General features: G+C 37.6%; 18 protein-coding genes. All 18 read left to right on the top strand.

All coding sequences use genetic code 11. The features are described 5' to 3' along the window. The 18 genes from B3C94_RS14435 (at position 1) to rpoC (ending at position 21,118) form a co-directional block, all read left to right on the top strand. Positions 1-1,347: a TolC family protein gene (locus B3C94_RS14435; RefSeq protein ID WP_293904850.1), complete on the top strand. Its 1,347-nt coding sequence runs from the start codon at positions 1-3 to the stop codon at positions 1,345-1,347. Positions 1,348-1,354: 7 nt separating this feature from the next. After that, on the top strand, positions 1,355-1,672 hold the full coding sequence (locus B3C94_RS14430; RefSeq protein WP_293904848.1) for a hypothetical protein: 318 nt from the start codon (positions 1,355-1,357) through the stop codon (positions 1,670-1,672). A gap of 91 nt (positions 1,673-1,763) precedes the next feature. Then, complete coding sequence (locus B3C94_RS14425; protein WP_265712923.1) at positions 1,764-1,928, top strand: hypothetical protein; 165 nt, start codon at positions 1,764-1,766, stop codon at positions 1,926-1,928. A 4-nt stretch (positions 1,929-1,932) separates the two neighbouring features. Beyond that, a complete protein-coding gene (locus B3C94_RS14420; RefSeq protein WP_293904844.1) occupies positions 1,933-2,082 on the top strand; it encodes a hypothetical protein in 150 nt (49 codons plus the stop codon). A gap of 66 nt (positions 2,083-2,148) precedes the next feature. Continuing rightward, positions 2,149-3,381: an IS256 family transposase gene (locus tag B3C94_RS14415; protein ID WP_293904842.1), complete on the top strand. Its 1,233-nt coding sequence runs from the start codon at positions 2,149-2,151 to the stop codon at positions 3,379-3,381. A gap of 136 nt (positions 3,382-3,517) precedes the next feature. Next, entirely contained in the window at positions 3,518-4,186 is a 669-nt protein-coding gene (locus B3C94_RS14410) for a type II CAAX prenyl endopeptidase Rce1 family protein (RefSeq protein WP_293904840.1), read from the top strand. A 202-nt stretch (positions 4,187-4,388) separates the two neighbouring features. Next, positions 4,389-4,526 (top strand): hypothetical protein, encoded by a 138-nt coding sequence (locus B3C94_RS14405; protein WP_293904839.1) that lies wholly within the window; start codon positions 4,389-4,391, stop codon positions 4,524-4,526. A 278-nt stretch (positions 4,527-4,804) separates the two neighbouring features. Then, entirely contained in the window at positions 4,805-5,398 is a 594-nt protein-coding gene (locus B3C94_RS14400) for a CPBP family intramembrane glutamic endopeptidase (RefSeq protein ID WP_293904837.1), read from the top strand. Between the two features lie 209 nt (positions 5,399-5,607). Next, positions 5,608-6,072 carry a hypothetical protein gene (locus B3C94_RS14395; RefSeq protein ID WP_293904835.1) on the top strand — a complete coding sequence of 155 codons (465 nt, stop codon included), beginning with the start codon at positions 5,608-5,610 and terminating at the stop codon, positions 6,070-6,072. A gap of 175 nt (positions 6,073-6,247) precedes the next feature. Continuing rightward, entirely contained in the window at positions 6,248-6,745 is a 498-nt protein-coding gene (locus tag B3C94_RS14390; protein ID WP_293904833.1) for a DUF3267 domain-containing protein, read from the top strand. 953 nt (positions 6,746-7,698) lie between these two features. Further along, positions 7,699-7,995: a type II CAAX prenyl endopeptidase Rce1 family protein gene (locus B3C94_RS23545; protein WP_414712680.1), complete on the top strand. Its 297-nt coding sequence runs from the start codon at positions 7,699-7,701 to the stop codon at positions 7,993-7,995. Positions 7,996-9,367: 1,372 nt separating this feature from the next. After that, a complete protein-coding gene (locus B3C94_RS14385) occupies positions 9,368-10,294 on the top strand; it encodes a hypothetical protein (RefSeq protein ID WP_293904831.1) in 927 nt (308 codons plus the stop codon). 355 nt (positions 10,295-10,649) lie between these two features. Then, positions 10,650-11,093, top strand: a complete 444-nt coding sequence (rplK, locus tag B3C94_RS14380; RefSeq protein WP_070566323.1) for a 50S ribosomal protein L11 — start codon at positions 10,650-10,652, stop codon at positions 11,091-11,093. 22 nt (positions 11,094-11,115) lie between these two features. Next, on the top strand, positions 11,116-11,814 hold the full coding sequence (rplA, locus tag B3C94_RS14375) for a 50S ribosomal protein L1 (RefSeq protein WP_046672240.1): 699 nt from the start codon (positions 11,116-11,118) through the stop codon (positions 11,812-11,814). 2 nt (positions 11,815-11,816) lie between these two features. Then, positions 11,817-12,335, top strand: a complete 519-nt coding sequence (rplJ, locus tag B3C94_RS14370; protein WP_046672239.1) for a 50S ribosomal protein L10 — start codon at positions 11,817-11,819, stop codon at positions 12,333-12,335. A gap of 78 nt (positions 12,336-12,413) precedes the next feature. After that, positions 12,414-12,791, top strand: coding sequence for a 50S ribosomal protein L7/L12 (gene rplL, locus B3C94_RS14365; RefSeq protein ID WP_002992785.1), 378 nt, complete (start codon positions 12,414-12,416; stop codon positions 12,789-12,791). A 168-nt stretch (positions 12,792-12,959) separates the two neighbouring features. After that, on the top strand, positions 12,960-16,769 hold the full coding sequence (gene rpoB / locus B3C94_RS14360) for a DNA-directed RNA polymerase subunit beta (protein WP_293904827.1): 3,810 nt from the start codon (positions 12,960-12,962) through the stop codon (positions 16,767-16,769). A gap of 71 nt (positions 16,770-16,840) precedes the next feature. Beyond that, the gene (rpoC, locus tag B3C94_RS14355; protein WP_293904825.1) at positions 16,841-21,118 is read left to right on the top strand and encodes a DNA-directed RNA polymerase subunit beta'; all 4,278 of its coding nucleotides are present in this window, start codon (positions 16,841-16,843) and stop codon (positions 21,116-21,118) included. Positions 21,119-21,717: the final 599 nt, after the last annotated feature.

The following is a 21,717-nucleotide window of genomic DNA, read 5'->3' as shown; positions in this document are numbered from 1 at the left end:
ATGATGAACAATTATCAAAGAAGCAGGATAAAGTGCTGTTTTATTTTTTTAGCGGTACTGTTATCTACGAATGTACTGGCGCAGCGAGCCTGGACTTTACAGGATTGTATCGATTATGCCCTGGTTCATAATCTACCGATCAAACAGCAGGATATCAAGGCTGAGATAAAAGTGCTGGATCAGCAAATGGCATTGCGGGAACGCTTGCCAAGTGTGAACGGCTATGCAAATGGTTATACGACTTTTGGATCATCGCAGGATGTATTTGGTACGATCCGGCGTAATGATAATCTGAATAGCAACATGGGAATCAATGCAGAACTGACCCTATACCAATATAACTATTTTCGAAACCAAGCCAAGAAAGCCGCTTCCGAGGTGGAACAGGAACGTATCGAAAAAGAGATATTGAAAAGGAATCTTACCGTTCAGCTGATGGAAGCCTATCTGCAGACCTTGCTGGCTCAGGCACTGTTGGTGTCCCAGGATTCGGCCATGCAGTTTTCACAGCAGTTATTGGATAAAGCCGAGAAAAGCACGGAGGTGGGGGCAACCGCTGTGTCGGTAGTTGCCGAAGCAAAGGCCAATCTGGCACGGGAGAAACAGCAATACCAACAGTATCACAAAGATCGACGACAGTCCTTGCTTAAGTTAGCCCAGCTGATGAACTACCCGGACTATAATAACTTAAGCCTGGCTGTCCCAATAGCAGAGAATGATCTCCTGCAAGAGCATGCTTTTTCCGATCCATCCAGCCTGTGGGAGGAAGCGTATTTACATAATCCGGTATTTGCTAAGCTTCGAAGTCAGGAGGATGGACTTGAAGTCGAGTCCAAACTGGTTAAAGCAGCGCTATTTCCGACGGTAAAGGGATCTGCTGGTTTAGGAAGTACCTATTTCAATGCATTTAAAGCAGAGAATACACGGCCTTTTTTTGCGCAGAGCAAAGATAATTTTGCCCAGCAGCTCGCCGTAACAATTTCGGTACCCATATTTAACAAAGGGAAAACAAAACGGCAGTTGAAGCAGATCGAATTTAACAAGCAAAATATCCAACTGTCGGCCAACAATGAAAGGCTTGCTCAACGGCAGATCCTAGACAAGCTATTGTTTGAACTGGAGGAGAACAGAAAGCAATATGGTATTGCGGTAGAAGCGAACACGGCAACAGCGCAATCTCTGGATTACACTTTACGCAGTTTTGAAGCGGGCAAAGCGTCCATCTATGATGTCAATACCAGTAAAAGTAATTTGATCAAGGCGGAGTCGGAAACGATCCGCAGCAAATATAATGTGGTGTTCAATCAGCTCATGCTGCGCTATCAGATTTATGGATCGATAAATTAAAATCATTATGAAGCTATTCCAATATATAGATCGGATTAATTTGTTGGACAAGTTGATCCGGCAGAGAAGGACGGGGACACCTATTGAATTATCTAAGCGATTGGGGATATCCGTTTCCCGATTGTATGCGATGATGGATGAGCTCAGGGGGCGAGGTGCACCGATTGAGTATTCTCGTCAGGACTATACGTATTATTATACCTATGAGTTTATGATTTCGATTTCGTTGAAGATGGAAGCGCTGGGTGATGATAAGCTCCGCTATATCTCGGGCGGTGAAAAATTTTTTTCAACTATTTTATTCACTACTGTTTTTGTGGAGTAAGCAAATGTAATTTAGTTGTGTTGATCAACGAAAGCAGGAATCTGAAAAGGCTGATAATAGAGTAGGAACTAATTTTTTATAAATCAAAAAAATGAATACATTAGATTTAAAAGGTTTCGGTGTTCAGGAAATGGATGCGAAAGAAATGGAAGTAATTGATGGAGGGTGGAATCAAAGTGATGGTATGATATCTCCAAATACAGCCTACTTTTGGGGGGATTTTTTTAGCGGTCTTATTGATGGACTTTTAGGTTAAGATTATGAAAAATATTAATGATTTAAATATAGAAGAATTAACTAACTTAGAATTAGTTGATCTTGAAGGTGGTGTTAGATATCCTGAAGCCTACCAAGCTGGAAAGGATATAGGGGATGGATTGAGGAGAGGTTTAGCAATAATGAGACTGTAACATGAACTGTGTCAATGGAATAATTCAATAAGATTATTTATATTCAATTATTCAAACGACACGGTCATGAAAGAAAAAGACCCATTCGACTTTGAACGCTTCAAGGCAGAAGCCATGCAAGGTCTTTACGAAGGTAAAAGTTTGTCTCCCAATGATGGCGTCTTAGCGCCGTTAATGAAGCATCTGTTGGAATCAATGATGGATGGAGAACTGGAAAACCACTTGAACGAAGAGAAAGCTTCGGGCAATAGCAACCGTCGAAATGGCAAGACAAAAAAGACAGTCCGCGGTCTCAATACCGGAACTTTTGAGCTGGAGACAGGCCGGGATAGATCGGGAACGTTCGACCCTAAAGTAGTACCTAAGAGACAATTAATCATCACCGAACAGCTTGAGGGACACGTGTTGAGCATGTATGCCAAAGGTATGAGCACACGTGCAATAAGTGATTTTATCCGCGAGATGTATGCTATGGAGATTTCTGCAACTGAAATATCCCGTATTACAGAAAGCGTCATGCCCGCTGTTAACGAGTGGCGAAGTCGTCCGCTAGAAGCCGTCTATCCCTTTGTTTTCCTAGACTGCATGCATTATAAAGTCCGTCAGAACGGTACGGTTGAGTCCCGGGCCATTTATAATATCCTGGGCATAGGAATGGATGGTCGCAAAGACCTGATAGGGCTTTATAGTTCGGAAAATGAAGGAGCAAAATTCTGGCTATCCGTACTCACCGATCTAAAGCAACGCGGTGTAGAGGACATCCTGATAGCCTGTATTGATGGACTGAAGGGCTTTCCTGAAGCTATAGAAGCTATTTTTCCAAAAACAAAAGTTCAGTTATGCATTGTCCATCAGATTAGATCAAGCATGCGCTACGTTACAGAAAAGGACAAAAAGGCTGTTATTGAAGATTTAAAGCCCGTTTATAAAGCTGTAAACGAAGAAATGGGATATGAAAAACTACTGGTCTTTGAAGAGAAATGGGGCAAGAAATATCCCATAGCCGCTAAGTCATGGCTCGATAACTGGATCAACCTCTCTACTTTTTTTGAGTATGATGAGCAGGTGCGTAAGACTATCTATACTACTAATCCTATTGAAGGAATGCACCGACAGATCCGTAAAATAACGAAGTCTAAAGGTGCATTCAGTTCTGAGCAGGCTCTTATGAAGCTGATGTTTCTGATAATAAAGGACATCTCTAAAAAGTGGACAATGCCAGTGCATAACTGGGGATTGACCATATCCCAACTTTACATTAAATTTGGGGATAGGCTCAAACTTGATAGAGGCTTTTAGATTTTGGTTAATTATCCAATGACACAGTTCAGTTTACACTCCCGCAATAATAGGTATCTACCTACTTTTTGTATAATTTTTTAAGCGAGGATGTTTTTATTGCGAGACTCCTCGTTTATATGTCTTATTTCAAAGAATGTTAACAAAAGATAAAATAAAGTCTATTGGATACTTGTATCTTCTATTTATCTGTATTGGATTTATACTTATGATGATTATTAGATCTGTAGATACTTTCCTAGTGGTCGATTATTATAAATTACCAAGTTTGTTACATCACGACGTACTAAAATCTGTTAGGGCACTTACCAATAATAACAGCTTCCTTATTGTACTTTTAGCCGCATTTTTTGTCCCAATTGTTGAAGAAACAATGTTTCGGCTTTGGTTATCATTAGATGCACGACATATAGCCATATCCTTTTCAGCTATTTTAACATATTTCCTTTTAGGGATTAAGGATTTGTTTAAGGCAAACTTAATGACTCTAGCTATCATTTTATCTTTTATCATGATTGGCTTAGTAATTTATCGGTTTTTGAAAGGTAAGGATATAGAAGGATATCTTACTAGATTTATTTCTATTAAATTCTTAGGTTCTATAAGTGCGATTGCTTTTGGACTTATACATATTACCAATTTTGCTCCTATTAATGCAAATATTTGGTTTATTTATCCCATTTATGTTCTTCCTCAGATTGTACTTGGGTATTTGACAGTATATCTTCGACTAAAGCATGGTTTTATATATGCAGTGGGACTGCATGTGTTGGTAAATTTTATCGCTGTTCTTATGAAGATTTAGTGAAAATGATTTATAAGATAGAGGATTTGTAATCTAAATTTTCTTTTCGATAATAATGTTCATTGTTTATGATCAATCGGGTAAGAAATTATGGATAGTTTTTCATAGTATCATTCTTACTTTTAACCCACTTCTATAAGAAGAGAAATTAAGATACTAAAGAGATATTGTAAGGCTATATTTTAAAGGATAAAATAGAAATATGGAAAAGAAAAAATGGTTGAAATTTGGGTTTTTAGTGGCCTTTGTAATAGTTTGCAGTTATCTCCTTTTAAATACTGATAACTTTTTTGGTGATTTTTTTAGAGGCATTATTGATGGTTTTAATGCGGCATATTAAACAATTATTAAATCCCTAGAGTTTGGAATTTTTGTTTTTATGGAGCTGGCTATGCTATTGGTGAATTCGCTTACAATATAACCCATTGATGAAGTTGGTTGAAGGAACTAGTATTAGGATAGCTTTTCATGTATAAAAAGTTTCTATCACTTGCCAAAGACTACATGCATTATCCGGATGAAGCCCATTAATACATGGAGTTCGTTTGGAAGATGATTTAAATTGATAATGGAGTTGCAAAGTTACTTAATGCTTAGGTTGTTCCTAATTTTGATTTATTGAGACAGAAAATAGAACTTTTAATCCTTGGTACTTTACAATCAAGTATTATTTTGATCGAATTTTTTCTATTGCTTGGCTTGGATATAGCCTCCAATACTATTACCATGTCTGATCAATTTAATATCTTTCTAATATGTATCTGTACAGCTTTTTTTGAAGAGATTATCTTTCGGTATTATTTGATTCGCGGGTTGAGTAGATTTTTTAATAAGAAAAAATCAGTGATAATTTCCGCTGCGTTATTTGCTGCATGTCATATAGGAAATTCTCATTTTACGATTACAGCATTTGTTTCCCATTTTCTAGGTGGTATAATTTATGCATATGCTTATATTCATACAAAATCTATATATTATCCCGTTGGATTACACTTTGGTTGGAATTATATCCAATGGTTATTTTCACTTCCAATGAGTGGAACAACAAAAAGTGGTTTATATAGTCTTATTTTGCCAACCAATGAGTATTGGTTGGGAGGAAGTTATGGGATAGAAGGAGGGTTTGCAAGTCTTCTGATTAGGAGTATCTTGTTTGGCGTTATTTTATTTACAGTTTCCAGATATGAAAGAAATGCACACGTGCATTATTAGGTTTCGGTTCTCTATTAATATTAGCATTTTATATATGGCCCAAAATAAGTAATAAAGCGGAGAGTAACATGATATTGAAATTATTAAAAGCTTGTGGATATAAGAATTATTCCATTGGATTGGGCTTTTAATTAAGATATTGAAATTATGTTGTTAGTGAGAAGTCGTAAATTGATTATTATATTTCTAGCAGATTTTTCACATAAATCATGAAGAAACAGTATCCTAAAAATATTATCCAAGCTATTCTCTTGTTATTTATTGGCTTTATGGCTGTGGTACCTATAATTGCATTTATGGAGGCTTTGAATCTGAATATTTCAGGCGATATTTATAATAACCTCCTGTTTTTAGTTCTGTTTTTAGTAGTATCCTTAGTTTATTTTAAGAAAAACAAGCAACAAGTCTCCTTTAACCAATTTTGGAACACACCGGTTAGACTTGCTGCAAAAATATGGTTCTTATTATTATGTTTTCTATTGTTATTTCAATTGGGTATTAATATGCCGATATCGAAATATTTGACATATCACATGGGACAGCGTCATAATATTTCCAATCCTTTGGAGAATATAGGAATTGGCATAGGTGCAATATTGTTGGCTCCAATATGCGAAGAAATAATTTTTAAAGGAATTATTTTAGAGTATCCGCCCTACCAAGTACATATTTAAATAATTTTCTACAGCCCCTACCTTTGTTTACATGAATTTATCAGAAAGCAAGCGCGAGAAAATGCTCTCCTTAGTGGCCCAAAGGTAAGGCTACCAAAATTCGACCTTAATCTAAATAATAATCAGAAGATAGTCTATCAAAGCTCGAAAATCTACAATTATAAAAGAATAAATTATGAATGAAATAATAGATTATCCAGGGTTTGTCGTAGAACCGAGATTGATTAGTATTTCTAAAGCTAACGTGATTGGTTTGTTGTTTTTCGCTGTTTTCATCGTTTTATATGGAGTGCCCTTCTATTTATTGTGGGATTTGGATGAGGCGATCACTGTGATGAAAAATAATATTCATGATAAGGATTCTAATGTGCGATGGATATATGGGATTGCTATTGTAGCTGGCGCAGCAGTTCATGAATTGATACATGGTGTTGTTTTTGCAATTTTTGCAAAAAATGGCTTCAAATCCATCAAGTTTGGTGTAGTATGGAAGATGCTTACACCTTATGCCCATTGTAAGGAACCCTTACCTGTTAGAGCTTATATACTTGGGGTAATCATGCCTTTTATACTCTTAGGACTTCTACCTGGTATTTATGCTATTTTTAGTGGAAATTTACCGCTTTTACTCTTTTCAATTTTTTCTCAGGAGGGGCGGCAGGTGATTTCATGATTTTAAATTTAATTTATAAAGAGAATAAAGATAACCTGGTACTTGATCATCCTACAGAGGGGGGATGCTTTATTTTGAAAAAGGTTACGTAATTTAATTGATTTGTGATTACAAAATGATATTTGATCTGAGTGACAAATCTCAATACCAATATAACTAGTTTTTGACTTCCTTCTACTGCCTCCAGCTTAACTATTGTAATAGAAGACGTTTTAATTTATTTTAGTTGGATAAGTATCCCCCGCTAATATAGGATAGAAGGGTGATTGCAAGTCTAATTGTTGGGGTACTTACTGCAAAAATAAAAGATTGTGAATAAGGTCTTCCTAAAGTAAATATTTTCTATATTTAGGAAGCTTACCTAAAGAAAGAGTATGAAGAAAGCTATAAATGGTGAAAAGAAAGTTGAGTTTATTTTAAGTATTTTACTTTTGATAACATTTATTGGTGTATTATTTGGTAATATACTTGGTAGATTTGTGTATTATATATCTCATTAGATCGTTAAGTTCTTTATTTCTTGTCACTTTAATCGCCAAGCACAAGCAAAAAGCTCTACAATGCGGTAGAAATGCAAATTGGATAATAATTGTTCTGAATTTGATTGAGGGGTAGAGCTGCTTTATTGTTGTGATATCTGGGAATCTTTGCAATTATATGGGGTTAATAGGCACTTTTTGATAAAAGAGGATCGTATGATGGTCATCGACTAGGTAGATTTTAGACATTGCCAGATGATATCAAGAAAAATACGGAGAGGAAATTCGTTGTATAAAATGAGAGATATTTTTAAAATAATAGAAATACCGAGGAGTAGAAATTTATACTTCCTATTTATATTTTTTTTGATCGAAGGAATAATAAATTGGGTTGCATATTATATTTTTGGTTGCCTGTCACTGGGGTTTGCTGATATTTAAAAATATCAGCAGCAGGGACTGGGATTTGCTTTTGTGTCATTGGTAGTGATAGCACCAATTTTGGAAACGCTATTCGTCCAAGTTCTAGTTCTAGAGCTGCTACTCAAGCTGAGGATTTCGGCTTCGATGAGTGTCTTGATTGCTGCTATTATTTTGGGCTTATTTCGTTGTTATAATATTTGGTATTTCCTGGCAACTATTATTTCAGGATTTGTATTTGCCTATTATTATATGGCATTGAGATCGCAAGGTAGATGGAACAAAATTTTATTGATAATTGCATTACACGCCTTAGTAAATGTTGTGTCCTTTTTAAGTAACTACACCTAATGTTTGTTTTTAAACAGTGGTAGCCGATTATACGAGTTGTATTTATTTTAAGGTATGTTAATAAAGGATAAAATAAAGGCCATTGGGTATTCGTATCTTCTATTTATCGGAATTGGACTTGTGCTTACGATGATTATTAGATCTATTGATACATTTCTAGTCGTCAATTATTATAAGATCCCGAGCCTATTAAATCATGATGTACTAAAGTCTATTAGGGTGTTGACTAATAATAGCTTCTGTATAGTGTTTTTAGCAGCTTTTTTTGTTCCAATCGTTGAAGAAACAATGTTTCGCCTTTGGCTGTCTTTTGACCCAAGGCATATTGCAATATCTTTTTCTGCAATTTTAACCTATATGATTTTTGGCCTCAAGGATTTATTTAACGTAAACTTGAAGGCTTTAGCGATCATCTTATCTTTTATAGTTATCTGTCTAGTCATTTTTCGTGTTCTAAGAGATAAGCATACGGAACAGTATCTTGGCAAATTTATCTCCATTAGAGTCGTGGGGTCAATAAGTGCTATTTCATTTGGGCTTGTACATATTACAAACTTTGCGCCTATTAATATGAATATTTGGTTTCTCTATCCAATATACGTGCTTCCTCAGGTAGTTTTGGAGTATTTAATAGTTTTTCTAAGGTTAAAACATGGTTTTATCTATGCTTTATAGCTGTTCTCATGAAATTATAGGCATAAAAATAATGAGTTGCACTACACGGCGTGATCAATATCGCTGTTTTTAAAGAGGTGGGATTAAGGAAATGTTAACATATATGAAACTAAAATTTACATTTATTCTGATCTGTTTGTTTGTCGGTCTACTATGCAAGGCTCAGATTTAGTGACGGCTTAGCAAAACAACTTGGTGAAAACTTCAATTGATTAATTGATACCTAGCGGTAATTTGTCGCTAGATAACCACAGGTTGTGGTGCAACTATATCATAATGTCTATTTTTGGGACAGGAATTAGATCTAAATAATTATGGAAATTAAGAAACTTTTAAAATTTGTAGCAATAGTGGCGGTGCTCGCTTTCATCGTTTACACCATCATGAATAGTAGTGCCTTAATTGAAGCATTCAATGAGGGGTATAATAGGACCAGAAATAAATAAACGGGATTATAGAAGACTGTCAGATAATGTTAATCCCTACTTAATTGACAAACGGTAAAATAAAAGGACTGAAATGAAATAAGAATAGGATATATTATCTGGATATTAACGATGATTTCTTTTTTGACGAATGCACAATTAAAGTCATTGATAGTCTAACACAGGAACCTATAAGTGGTTTCAATCTGTATGCGGATAACGGTAGCTTACTTGGTGCAACAAATATAGCGGGAGAAGTTGTATTGGATTCATTGAAACAGGAAAGTACGTCTAATTTAACTTTTCAGCATGTTGCCTATAGTAGTTTGATGGTGCCTTTTTCGGAAGTAAAGACGATGGGCAAGATCAAAATGGTTCCCCGATCAATTAAGATTGATGAAGTAGCGATAGGCGATCGGACCAAGGCTGACTATGTTGTCTTAAAAGGGTATTTTCGGAACCTTGCTTTACTTAATAGTAAGATGGGGTATTTTGTCGATGGCATAATAGCGTATTATATTCCACTAAAGAATAAGAAAGAAAAAGTCCGGTTTATTTTGAAGGAGTACCGGATTTTTGAAAATAAAGTTGCTACACAAGACCTCGCTGACAAGATGGGAATTTTTTTTTCCTATAATCCAAGCGTGATCAATCTTAAAAACACTTCGATCGCCTATCAGTTGCCGAAAGGATTTCGGTTGGAGGTGGATAATGGTCGACGATTTATAAAACAAGGGAGTACAAACATGGGTTTTGTACAAGTTTCAAACGAGGGAAAAGGGCAGGTGTATCTTAATCGGGTAGCGCCGGGGACTGTAATAGACCAGAGGATATTTAAAATACAGGGGCGGCAGCATAGTGGCGTAACGATAGAAACGTATGCGAATGTAAATTTGGATAATTTAACAATGGATCATTTAGTCAGTGTCGTGAGGTCAGCTGTCGCTAGCGTTAAGAAAAAGAGCCAAGCTGAATATACTCCGATAGAGTCATATGATGAATTTTATGTGCTTGAAAAGGAGTATATCTCCACAGATCAATTTACGGAATACAAAAAGCAATTTGCAAAAAGTATATTTCTGAAAGGAAGCAGTGATTATCGGAGCACTTATTGGAATGATCTCAATAGGTACGGAATCCCCGCTTTGCCTAAAGGAATTAAAGATCAATTGGGGAAAATTTTAAAAATTAGAGAGTAGCTTTCTCGGTTCTTACCGTTGAATTAGGAGAAATTTGAATCCGAACCCGATGAAATACATGCTATATGCTCTGGTTACTTTCGTTTTTTTTATTGTATTGGTAAATAATTTTGATGGCTTTTATGCTCGGGGTGAGTAGGACGGTCGGTAATATATTTGAAAAATAAACGAATGGATGCCAGCTTTTTAAAAAAAGTATAAATTCCTGAAAAATTAAAAGTTAGATACTTGCAGGATTCAAATCTTCTTATTAACTTTGCACCTCGGTTGGGGTGTTACGTCCTGGCCGATGAATGTTACGTTATTTGCTTCCAACTTACTAACAGACATTTAACAAAATTAAATTCAAAACAAAATGGCAAAAGAAGTCAGTGCGTTAGTAAAATTACAAGTTAAGGGCGGAGCTGCGAATCCTTCACCTCCAGTAGGACCTGCATTAGGTGCTAAAGGTGTGAATATCATGGATTTCTGTAAGCAGTTTAACGCTCGTACGCAAGACAAACCAGGTCAAGTATTGCCTGTTGTCATTACAGTTTACGCTGATAAATCATTCGATTTTATCATCAAGACTCCACCGGTAGCAGTTCAGTTGAAAGACGCTGCTAAATTAAAAAGTGGATCTGGCGAGCCTAACCGTAAAAAAGTTGCGGCTATCACTTGGGAACAAGTTGAGACAATCGCTAAAGATAAAATGCCTGATTTAAATGCATTTACTGTAGAGGCTGCTATGAAAATGGTGGCTGGTACAGCACGTAGTATGGGTATTACTGTATCAGGTAATGCTCCTTGGAACAATTAATTAAGAAATCAATTTAAGAAAAGTGGCTAGATTAACAAAAAATCAAAAAGCGGCACTATCCAAAATTGAAGCTGGTAAAGCATACTCTTTGAAAGAAGCTTCGGCTTTAGTTAAAGAAATCTCATTGACCAAATTTGATGCTTCTGTGGATATCGACGTTCGTTTGGGCGTAGATCCTCGTAAAGCAAATCAAATGGTTCGTGGTATTGCAACATTACCTCACGGTACTGGTAAAACTGTTCGTGTTTTAGTTTTATGTACTCCTGATAAGGAAGAAGAAGCTAAAGCGGCGGGTGCAGACTACGTAGGTTTAGATGATTACATCAGCAAAATTGAAGGTGGTTGGACTGACGTTGATATCATTATTACTATGCCTAGTGTTATGGCTAAAGTTGGTAAATTGGGTCGTATTTTAGGTCCAAGAAACTTGATGCCTAACCCTAAAACTGGTACAGTTACAACAGAAGTTGGTAAAGCTGTAACAGATGTAAAAGGTGGTAAGATCGATTTCAAAGTTGACAAAACCGGTATCATCCATACTTCTATTGGTAAAGCGTCGTTCGATGCAGATAAGATATATGATAACGCACTAGAGGTATTACAAACTCTAGCTCGTTTGAAACCATCTGCAGCTAAAGGAACTTACTTTAAAAGTATTCACATTTCCTCAACTATGAGTCCTGGTATTCATATTGAGACTAAATCAGTAGCAGGTATTTAATCATGAGAAAAGAAGAAAAACAAGAAATTGTTCTAGCTTTGGCCGAACAGATTAAATCTTACGGTAACTTCTACATTACCGATACTGCTGAGTTGTCAGTTGAAAAAGTGAATAACATTCGTCGTAAATGTTTTGAACAAGGCATCGAGATTAAAGCTGTAAAAAACACTTTAATCAAGAAAGCATTAATCGAAGCTGGTGTTGATGAAGAAGAAATCTTTGGAACGCTTAAAGGAGCGTCTACAATGATGTTTTCAGAAGTCGCTAATGCACCTGCGAAATTAATCAAAGAATTGCGTAAATCAGGTGAAAAACCGTTGTTAAAAGCGGCTTTCATTGAAGCAACTGCATTCGTTGGAGATAATCAATTAACTGCATTAGTTAATCTTAAATCTAAAAACGAACTTATTGCGGACGTTATCGCAGCCTTGGAATCTCCTGCGAAAAATGTTATTTCAGCTCTTCAATCAGGAGGAAATACTGTTGCAGGTTTAGTAAAAGCTTTAGAAGAAAGAGGTTAACGAATCCTCTCGAACAGAAACATTCGTTACAATTTAATTAACAATTTTTATAAAGTACATTCAAAAATTCAAAATAAAATGGCAGATTTAAAACAACTTGCTGAACAGTTAGTTAACTTAACAGTAAAAGAAGTTAAAGAATTAGCTGATATCTTAAAAGACGAGTATGGCATCGAGCCTGCTGCTGCTGCTGTTGCTGTAGCTGCTGCTCCAGCTGAAGGTGGTGCTGCTGCTGCTGAAGAGAAAACTTCATTTGACGTTATCTTGAAAGAAGCTGGTGGTCAAAAATTAGCTGTAGTTAAATTGGTTAAAGATTTAGCTGGATTAGGCTTGAAAGAAGCTAAAGATTTAGTTGACGGAGCACCTAAAGAATTAAAAGCTGGTGTATCTAAAGACGAAGCAGAAGCTTTGAAAAAACAATTAGAAGAAGCTGGTGCTGTTGTTGAGATTAAATAATCTCAACTAATTAGCCCGAAAAGGTTTAGACTCTGACGATTTTTCGTCAGAGTCTATTCCTATTTATATCAATACGCCACTATGCTGTGTATATGCTGGGCACAGTGGACACGTGGTTTACAGCATAAATGTAAGCGCAGTTTTTTTAAAACTAAAATTCATATTCCCTTGGCAAACAATAATATTCAACAAGAAAGAATAAACTTTGCAACAAGTAAGAAAGTATTGGAATATCCAGATTTCTTAGATGTGCAATTGGAATCTTTCAAGGAGTTTTTTCAATTAGAAACTACTTCTGACAACCGCCATCAGGAAGGGCTGTTCAAGGTATTCTCGGAAAACTTCCCTATTTCTGATTCAAGAAACATTTTTGTGCTAGAGTTTTTGGATTATTTCATTGATCCACCACGTTATGATATCCAAGAGTGTATCGAGCGAGGCTTGACTTATAGCGTTCCTTTAAAGGCTAAGTTAAAGTTATCTTGTAATGATGAAGAACACGAAGATTTCGAAACTATTGTTCAGGATGTATATTTAGGGACTATCCCTTATATGACTCCTAAAGGTACTTTCGTGGTAAATGGTGCAGAGCGTGTCATCGTATCGCAATTACACCGTTCACCAGGCGTTTTCTTTGGTCAAAGTAGACACACAAATGGTACTAAACTTTATTCTGCAAGGGTAATTCCTTTCAAAGGATCTTGGATCGAGTTTGCAACTGACGTAAACAACGTCATGTATGCATATATCGACCGTAAAAAGAAATTCCCAGTTACTACCTTATTGCGTGCTATCGGTTACGATTCGGATAAAGATATCTTGGAATTGTTCGATTTAGCGGATGAAGTAAAAGTTAGTAAATCTGGTCTTAAAAAATATGTTGGTCGTCGTCTTGCGGCTAGGGTATTGAAAAAATGGGTAGAAGATTTCGTGGATGAGGATACTGGTGAAGTAGTATCTATCGACCGTAACGAAATTATCCTTGAGCGTGAAACTGTTCTAGAAGAAGATCACATCGATTTGATCATCGAAGCTGGCGTTAAGTCTATTATCTTAGCGAAAGACGATGAGTCGAACAATGCAGACTATTCTATTATATATAACACTTTACAAAAAGATACGTCCAACTCGGAGAAAGAAGCGGTAGAACATATTTATCGTCAATTACGTAACGCTGAACCACCAGATGAGGAAACTGCTCGTGGTATCATCGATCGTTTATTCTTCTCTGACAAACGTTATGATTTGGGCGATGTAGGTCGTTACCGTATCAACCGTAAGTTGAAGTTGGATACTCCGGACGATACGAAAGTCTTGACCCGCGAGGATATCATTGCTATTGTGAAGTATTTGATCAATTTGATCAACTCTAAAGCAGAGGTGGATGATATTGACCACTTGTCAAACCGTCGTGTACGTACTGTAGGCGAGCAATTATATGCTCAATTTGGTGTAGGTCTATCTCGTATGGCCCGTACAATCCGTGAGCGTATGAACATTCGCGACAATGAGGTGTTTACACCAACAGATTTGATTAATGCGCGTACACTTTCGTCAGTAATCAATTCGTTCTTTGGTACAAACCAGTTGTCTCAGTTCATGGACCAAACTAACCCTCTTGCTGAAATTACGCACAAGCGTCGTTTGTCAGCTTTAGGTCCAGGTGGTCTTTCTCGTGAGCGTGCAGGTTTCGAGGTTCGTGACGTTCACTATACACACTACGGTCGTCTTTGTACAATTGAAACTCCTGAGGGTCCAAACATCGGTTTGATCTCTTCCTTGGCTGTACATGCGAAAATTAACCACTTAGGATTTATCGAGACTCCTTACCGTAAGGTAAAAGATGGGGTTGTTGTGGTTGACGAGCCGGTCGTATATTTATCTGCTGAGGATGAAGATGGTAAAACAATCGCACAAGCGAATGCTTTGTATGATGACAAAGGTAATTTCGAAGATGCGAAAGTGAAAGCCAGATATGAGGGTGACTTCCCAATTATCGAGCCTAATATGCTTGATTATATGGACGTTGCTCCAAACCAAATTACATCTATTGCGGCTTCATTAATTCCTTTCTTGGAACACGATGATGCCAACCGTGCATTGATGGGATCGAACATGCAACGTCAGGCTGTGCCTGTATTGCGTCCACAAGCTCCTATTGTAGGTACTGGTCTTGAAGGTCGTGTAGCGAAAGATTCACGTACATTGATCAATGCGGAAGGTCATGGTGTAGTAGAATATGTAGATGCTGATGAAATCAAAATCCGTTACGACAGAAACGACGATGATCGTCTTGTATCATTTGATGATGATGTTAAAACATATAAATTGATCAAATTCAAGAAAACCAACCAAAATACATGTATGAACTTGAAGCCTATCATTAAGAAAGGTCAACGAGTTGAACCAGGACAAGTATTATGTGAAGGTTATGCGACTGAAAATGGTGAATTAGCATTAGGTCGTAACTTGAAAGTAGCGTTCATGCCTTGGCAAGGATATAACTTTGAGGATGCGATCGTAATCTCTGAGCGTGTAGCGAAAGAAGACTGGTTTACTTCTCTTCATATTGAGGAATTCGAACTTGAAGTTCGTGATACGAAACGTGGTGAGGAAGAGTTAACAGCTGATATTCCTAACGTATCTGAAGAAGCGACAAAAGACTTGGATGAAAATGGTATTATCCGTATCGGTGCTGAAGTTGGTGGCGGTGATATATTAATTGGTAAAATCACACCTAAAGGTGAGTCTGATCCTTCTCCAGAAGAGAAATTGTTACGTGCAATCTTCGGTGACAAAGCTGGTGACGTGAAAGATGCTTCATTGAAAACTCCGCCTTCATTGAAAGGTGTTGTTATCGATACGAAGTTGTTCTCGCGTGCGAAGAAAATGTCTAAAGAAGTTGAACGCAAAACTTTAGAAAAACTTGAGGTTGCTCATGATAGAGCTGTTAAATCATTGAAAGATCGTTTGGTTGAAAAGTTATTCACAGTAGTGAATGGTAAAACAAGCCAAGGGGTATACAATGTATATAAAGAGTTGTTGGTTGCTAAGGGAGCTAAGTTCACACAAAAAATCCTAGCTGAATTAGATTACAACAACATCAACCCAATGGGATGGACAACTGACGAAGATAAAAACGAGTTGATCAAAATGGCCCTTCATAATTATAATATTAAAATTAATGAAGAGTTGGGTTCGTTCAAACGTGATAAATTTGCAGTGTCTGTCGGTGATGAACTTCCATCCGGAATTGTACAGATGGCTAAAGTTTATGTTGCTAAGAAACGTAAGTTGAAAGTAGGGGATAAGATGGCCGGTCGTCACGGTAACAAAGGTATCGTTGCACGTATCGTACGTGATGAGGATATGCCATTCTTAGAAGATGGTACGCCAGTTGATATCGTGTTGAACCCACTAGGGGTACCTTCAAGGATGAACTTGGGACAGATCTACGAAACCGTATTGGGTTGGGCTGGTCAAAAGTTAGGTGTGAAATTTGCTACACCTATCTTTGATGGTGCTGAAATGGATCAGGTACAGGATTGGGTTGCGAAAGCTGGCCTACCAAAATCTGGACGTACTTATTTGTACAACGGATTGACAGGTGACCGTTTCGATCAACCAACGACAGTGGGTGTTATCTACATGTTGAAATTAGGTCACATGGTTGATGATAAAATGCACGCACGTTCAATCGGTCCGTACTCATTGATCACACAACAACCTCTGGGTGGTAAAGCGCAATTCGGTGGTCAACGTTTCGGTGAGATGGAGGTTTGGGCATTGGAAGCATTCGGTGCGTCTAACATCCTTCAAGAAATCTTGACTGTGAAATCCGATGACGTGGTTGGTCGTGCCAAAACTTACGAAGCAATCGTAAAAGGTAACAATCTTCCGACACCATCGGTACCAGAATCGTTCAACGTATTGGTACACGAGCTACGTGGATTGGGTCTAGATATCACATTGGATTAATTAAGCAAATAGGGCTTTGAAGGGCTCAGTCCTTCAAAGCTTCTTTATAAAGCTTTAACTTTTGAATAAGTATGTCTTACAAAAAAGATAATAAAATTAAAAGCAACTTCACTTCGATTACGATCAGCTTGGCTTCTCCAGAAACTATTTTGGAACGCTCAAGTGGTGAAGTTACAAAACCGGAAACGATTAACTATCGTACCTACAAACCAGAACGTGACGGTTTATTCTGTGAGCGCATTTTTGGTCCTGTAAAGGATTATGAATGTCACTGTGGTAAATACAAACGTATCCGTTATAAAGGTATTGTATGTGACCGTTGTGGTGTTGAAGTAACAGAGAAAAAGGTACGTCGTGAGCGTATGGGACATATCAACTTGGTGGTTCCTGTCGCGCACATTTGGTATTTCCGTTCTCTTCCTAATAAAATTGGTTATTTATTGGGACTTCCTACCAAGAAATTGGATATGATCATTTACTACGAACGTTATGTGGTTATCCAAGCTGGTATTAAAGAAGAAGATGGTATCAACTTCATGGACTTCTTGACTGAAGAAGAATATTTAGATATTTTAGATACTCTACCAAAAGAAAATCAATATTTAGACGATAATGACCCTCAAAAATTCGTTGCTAAAATGGGTGCTGAGGCGTTGGAAGATTTGTTGAAACGTATTGATTTGGATCAATTGTCATACGATTTACGTCACCAAGCTGCTAATGAGACATCGCAACAACGTAAAAATGAGGCCTTAAAACGTCTTCATGTGGTTGAAGCTTTCCGTAGTTCACGTGAAAATATCGAGAATCGTCCAGAATGGATGATTGTGAAAATCGTTCCAATCATTCCACCTGAATTACGTCCTTTAGTGCCTTTGGATGGTGGTCGTTTTGCGACTTCGGATTTGAATGACTTATACCGTCGTGTGATTATCCGTAACAACCGTCTAAAACGTTTGATCGAAATCAAGGCTCCTGAAGTAATCTTACGTAACGAAAAACGTATGCTTCAAGAAGCGGTAGACTCTTTGTTTGACAACTCACGTAAAGTGAACGCTGTTAAGACAGAAGGTAACCGTGCATTGAAGTCTTTATCTGATATTTTGAAAGGTAAACAAGGTCGTTTCCGTCAAAACTTGTTAGGTAAGCGTGTGGATTATTCGGCTCGTTCGGTAATTGTTGTAGGTCCTCACTTGAAATTACACGAGTGTGGTCTTCCTAAAGATATGGCTGCAGAACTTTACAAACCGTTTATCATCCGTAAGATGATCGAGCGTGGTATTGTAAAAACTGTAAAATCAGCTAAGAAAATCGTTGATCGTAAAGATCCTGTGGTATGGGATATCCTTGAAAATGTATTGAAAGGTCACCCTGTATTGTTAAACCGTGCACCTACGCTTCACCGTTTGGGTATTCAGGCTTTCCAACCTACATTAGTAGAAGGTAAAGCTATTCAATTACACCCATTAGTGTGTACAGCGTTCAACGCCGATTTTGACGGTGACCAGATGGCAGTCCACTTACCGCTTGGTAATGCTGCAGTTTTGGAAGCCCAAATCTTAATGTTAGGCGCGCACAATATCTTAAACCCTGCGAATGGTTCTCCAATCACAGTACCATCTCAAGACATGGTATTGGGTCTTTACTATATTACTAAAGGCCGTAGAACTGCTGGCGATCACATCGTAAGAGGTCAAGATATGACTTTCTATTCGGCTGAAGAGGTTATAATCGCTTTAAATGAGAAGCAAATTGACCTTCACGCTTGGATTAAAGTAAAAACAAAAGTTAGACAAAAAGATGGTAGCATCGTTGATACCTTATTAGAAACAACTGTAGGTCGTGTGATCTTCAACCAAGTTGTTCCTGACGAAATGGGATTTGTCAATGAATTGCTTACGAAAAAATCTTTGCGTAATATCATTGGTGAAATTGTGAAGACTACGGGTATGGCCCGTGCAGCACAGTTCTTGGATGATATGAAAGAATTGGGATATCAAACGGCCTTCAAAGGTGGTCTTTCTTTCAACTTGGAAGATTTGAACATTCCTGCTGCGAAAGCTGAATTGATTCAACAAGCAACTAACGAGGTTGAAGAAGTAATGAATAACTATAACATGGGTTTCATTACAAACAACGAACGTTACAACCAAATCATCGATATCTGGACGCGTATCAATAACAGATTGACGGCGCACGTTATGGATATTCTTTCGAATGATAATCAAGGTTTCAACTCAGTTTACATGATGTTGGATTCTGGAGCCCGTGGTTCGAAAGAGCAGATCCGTCAGTTATGTGGTATGCGTGGTTTGATGGCGAAACCTCAAAAATCAGGTACTTCTGGTGGTGAGATTATCGAAAACCCGATCTTGTCAAACTTTAAAGAAGGTTTGTCGGTATTGGAGTACTTTATCTCTACCCACGGTGCGCGTAAAGGTCTTGCCGATACGGCATTGAAAACGGCGGATGCGGGTTACTTGACTCGTCGTTTACATGACGTAGCGCAAGATATGATTGTTGTGGAACAAGATTGTGGTGGTTTACGTGGTATTTATACGACAGCATTGAAAGATAATGATGATGTTGTTGAACCATTATTCGATCGTATTTTAGGTCGTACACCATTGCATGATGTATTCCACCCAGATACAGAGGAATTGATCGTTTCTGCAAACGAAGATATCACGGAAGAAATTGCTGAAACTATTGAAAAAGCAGGTATCGAAGGAATTGAGATTCGTACGGTATTAACTTGTGAGTCTAAGCGTGGTGTTTGTGCATGTTGTTACGGACGCAACTTGGCGTCAGGTAAACGTGTTCAGCTGGGTGAGGCTGTGGGTGTTATCGCTGCTCAATCAATTGGTGAGCCAGGTACACAGTTGACACTTCGTACATTCCACGTGGGTGGTACGGCATCGAACATTGCTGCTGATTCAAGTATCATTTCGAAATACGATGGTAAAATCGAATTTGAAAACGTACGTACAGTTTCGCAAACAAACGATAATGGCACACATCAGGTTGTCTTAGGACGTTCTGGTGAGGTTAAGATTATCGATGCACATAATAAAATTGTATTCCAACAAAATATCCCTTACGGTTCGCAGTTGTTCGTTGAAGATGGCAGCAACGTATCGAAAGGTGATAAATTGGTTGAATGGGATCCATATAATGCAGTAATTATTTCTGAATTTGCCGGTAAAGTTGAATTTGATGCGATCATCGAAGGTGTAACCTTCCGTGAGGAGTCAGATGAGCAAACTGGTCACAAAGAGAAGGTAATTATTGAAACGCGTGATAAGACGAAAAACCCATCTATTAAGATTTTAGATAAATCGGGCGAGGTAATTCGTACGTACAACATTCCAGTTGGAGCACACGTTGCTGTTGCTAACGGTGTGACAGTAAAAGAAGGTGGTATTCTGGTTAAAATCCCTCGTTCTACTGGTAAAACGCGAGATATCACAGGTGGTCTACCACGTGTAACGGAGTTATTCGAAGCACGTAACCCTTCTAACCCAGCTGTTGTAACAGAAATCGACGGTGTGGTAACATTGGGTGGCGTGAAACGCGGTAACCGTGAGATGTCTATCGAGTCTCGTGATGGTCAAATCAAGAAATACTTGGTACCTCTTTCTAAACATATCCTTGTTCAGGATAATGACTTTGTGAAAGCAGGTATGCCATTATCAGATGGTTCGATCTCTCCTGCGGATATCTTGTCGATCAAAGGTCCATCAGCGGTGCAACATTACATTGTGAATGGTATCCAAGAGGTATACCGTCTGCAAGGTGTGAAGATCAACGATAAACATTTCGAGACGATCGTTCACCAAATGATGCAAAAAGTTAATATTGAAGATCCAGGAGATACTCGTTTCTTAGAAAAAGAAGCAGTTAACAAATGGGATTTCATGGAAGAAAATGATTCCTTGTTTGACAAGAAAGTTGTTGTTGATGCAGGAGACTCCAATAGTTTACGTCCGGGACAAATTGTTTCTTTACGTAAGTTAAGAGAAGAAAACTCTAGTCTGAAGCGACGTGACTTAAAACTTGTTGAAGTTCGTGAAGCAATTCCGGCGACTTCAAGTCCATTGTTGCAAGGTATTACCAGAGCTTCATTGGGTACGAAATCGTTCATCTCTGCAGCCTCTTTCCAAGAGACTACAAAAGTATTGAACGAGGCTGCTATCGCAGGTAAACGTGATAACTTATTAGGTTTGAAAGAAAACGTAATCGTTGGTCACTTGATCCCTTCTGGTACAGGTATCCGTCAATACAGCAATTTAATCGTGGGTTCTCGCGAGGAGTACGATCAATTGTTGGCTTCGAAAGAAGAAGATTAATCGTTAATTGATTATTTCATATAGAAGGTCCAAGTGTATGCTTGGACCTTTTTTTATTGGCTGATGTCATTGGTCAAAAAGAACCTTCAGCCCGCTTTCATTGCTGCTGCTGTCTGTGAAATTATGAATATGTTGTTTTTGGACAACACTAGACTAACTATATATTTTCTGGTAATCTGTGAGGATCGGAAATGGATATTGGGTAAATTTTGATGTCGTTATGAACGCCAGCGTGTCTGTTATGCATTATATCGAAAGGATAGTTCTCCTATTCTTATTCTCTAACGGATGAGAAATGGCAGTATTTATTGATTCTGATTTGTGTTTTAAGTACTCTTATCTAGCTATCTTTAATAGTCTTTTCTTGAAATAATCTCCCAATTTTACAGTAAGTTAACGTAAATATTAAAAAATGTTTAACAAAAGGCTTGGAAGTTTGTATTTAAACTCCCTATCTTTGCACCACTCCGCAAGGGAGGAACGGTTACTTCGAAAGATGAAATCATGAAAAAAGAAGGGTTTGAGAGAGCTTGACAGGATTTAAAATCCCGCTGAGTTTATTTTAAACGCGGAAATCGAAAAAAGAGAAAAGAAAAAAA

Source organism: Sphingobacterium sp. UBA5670 (assembly GCF_002420705.1).
Classification (GTDB): Bacteria; Bacteroidota; Bacteroidia; order Sphingobacteriales; family Sphingobacteriaceae; genus Sphingobacterium.
The sequence above is the reverse complement of the archived record's forward strand: the minus strand, read 5'-3'. Positions and strand labels throughout refer to the sequence as shown.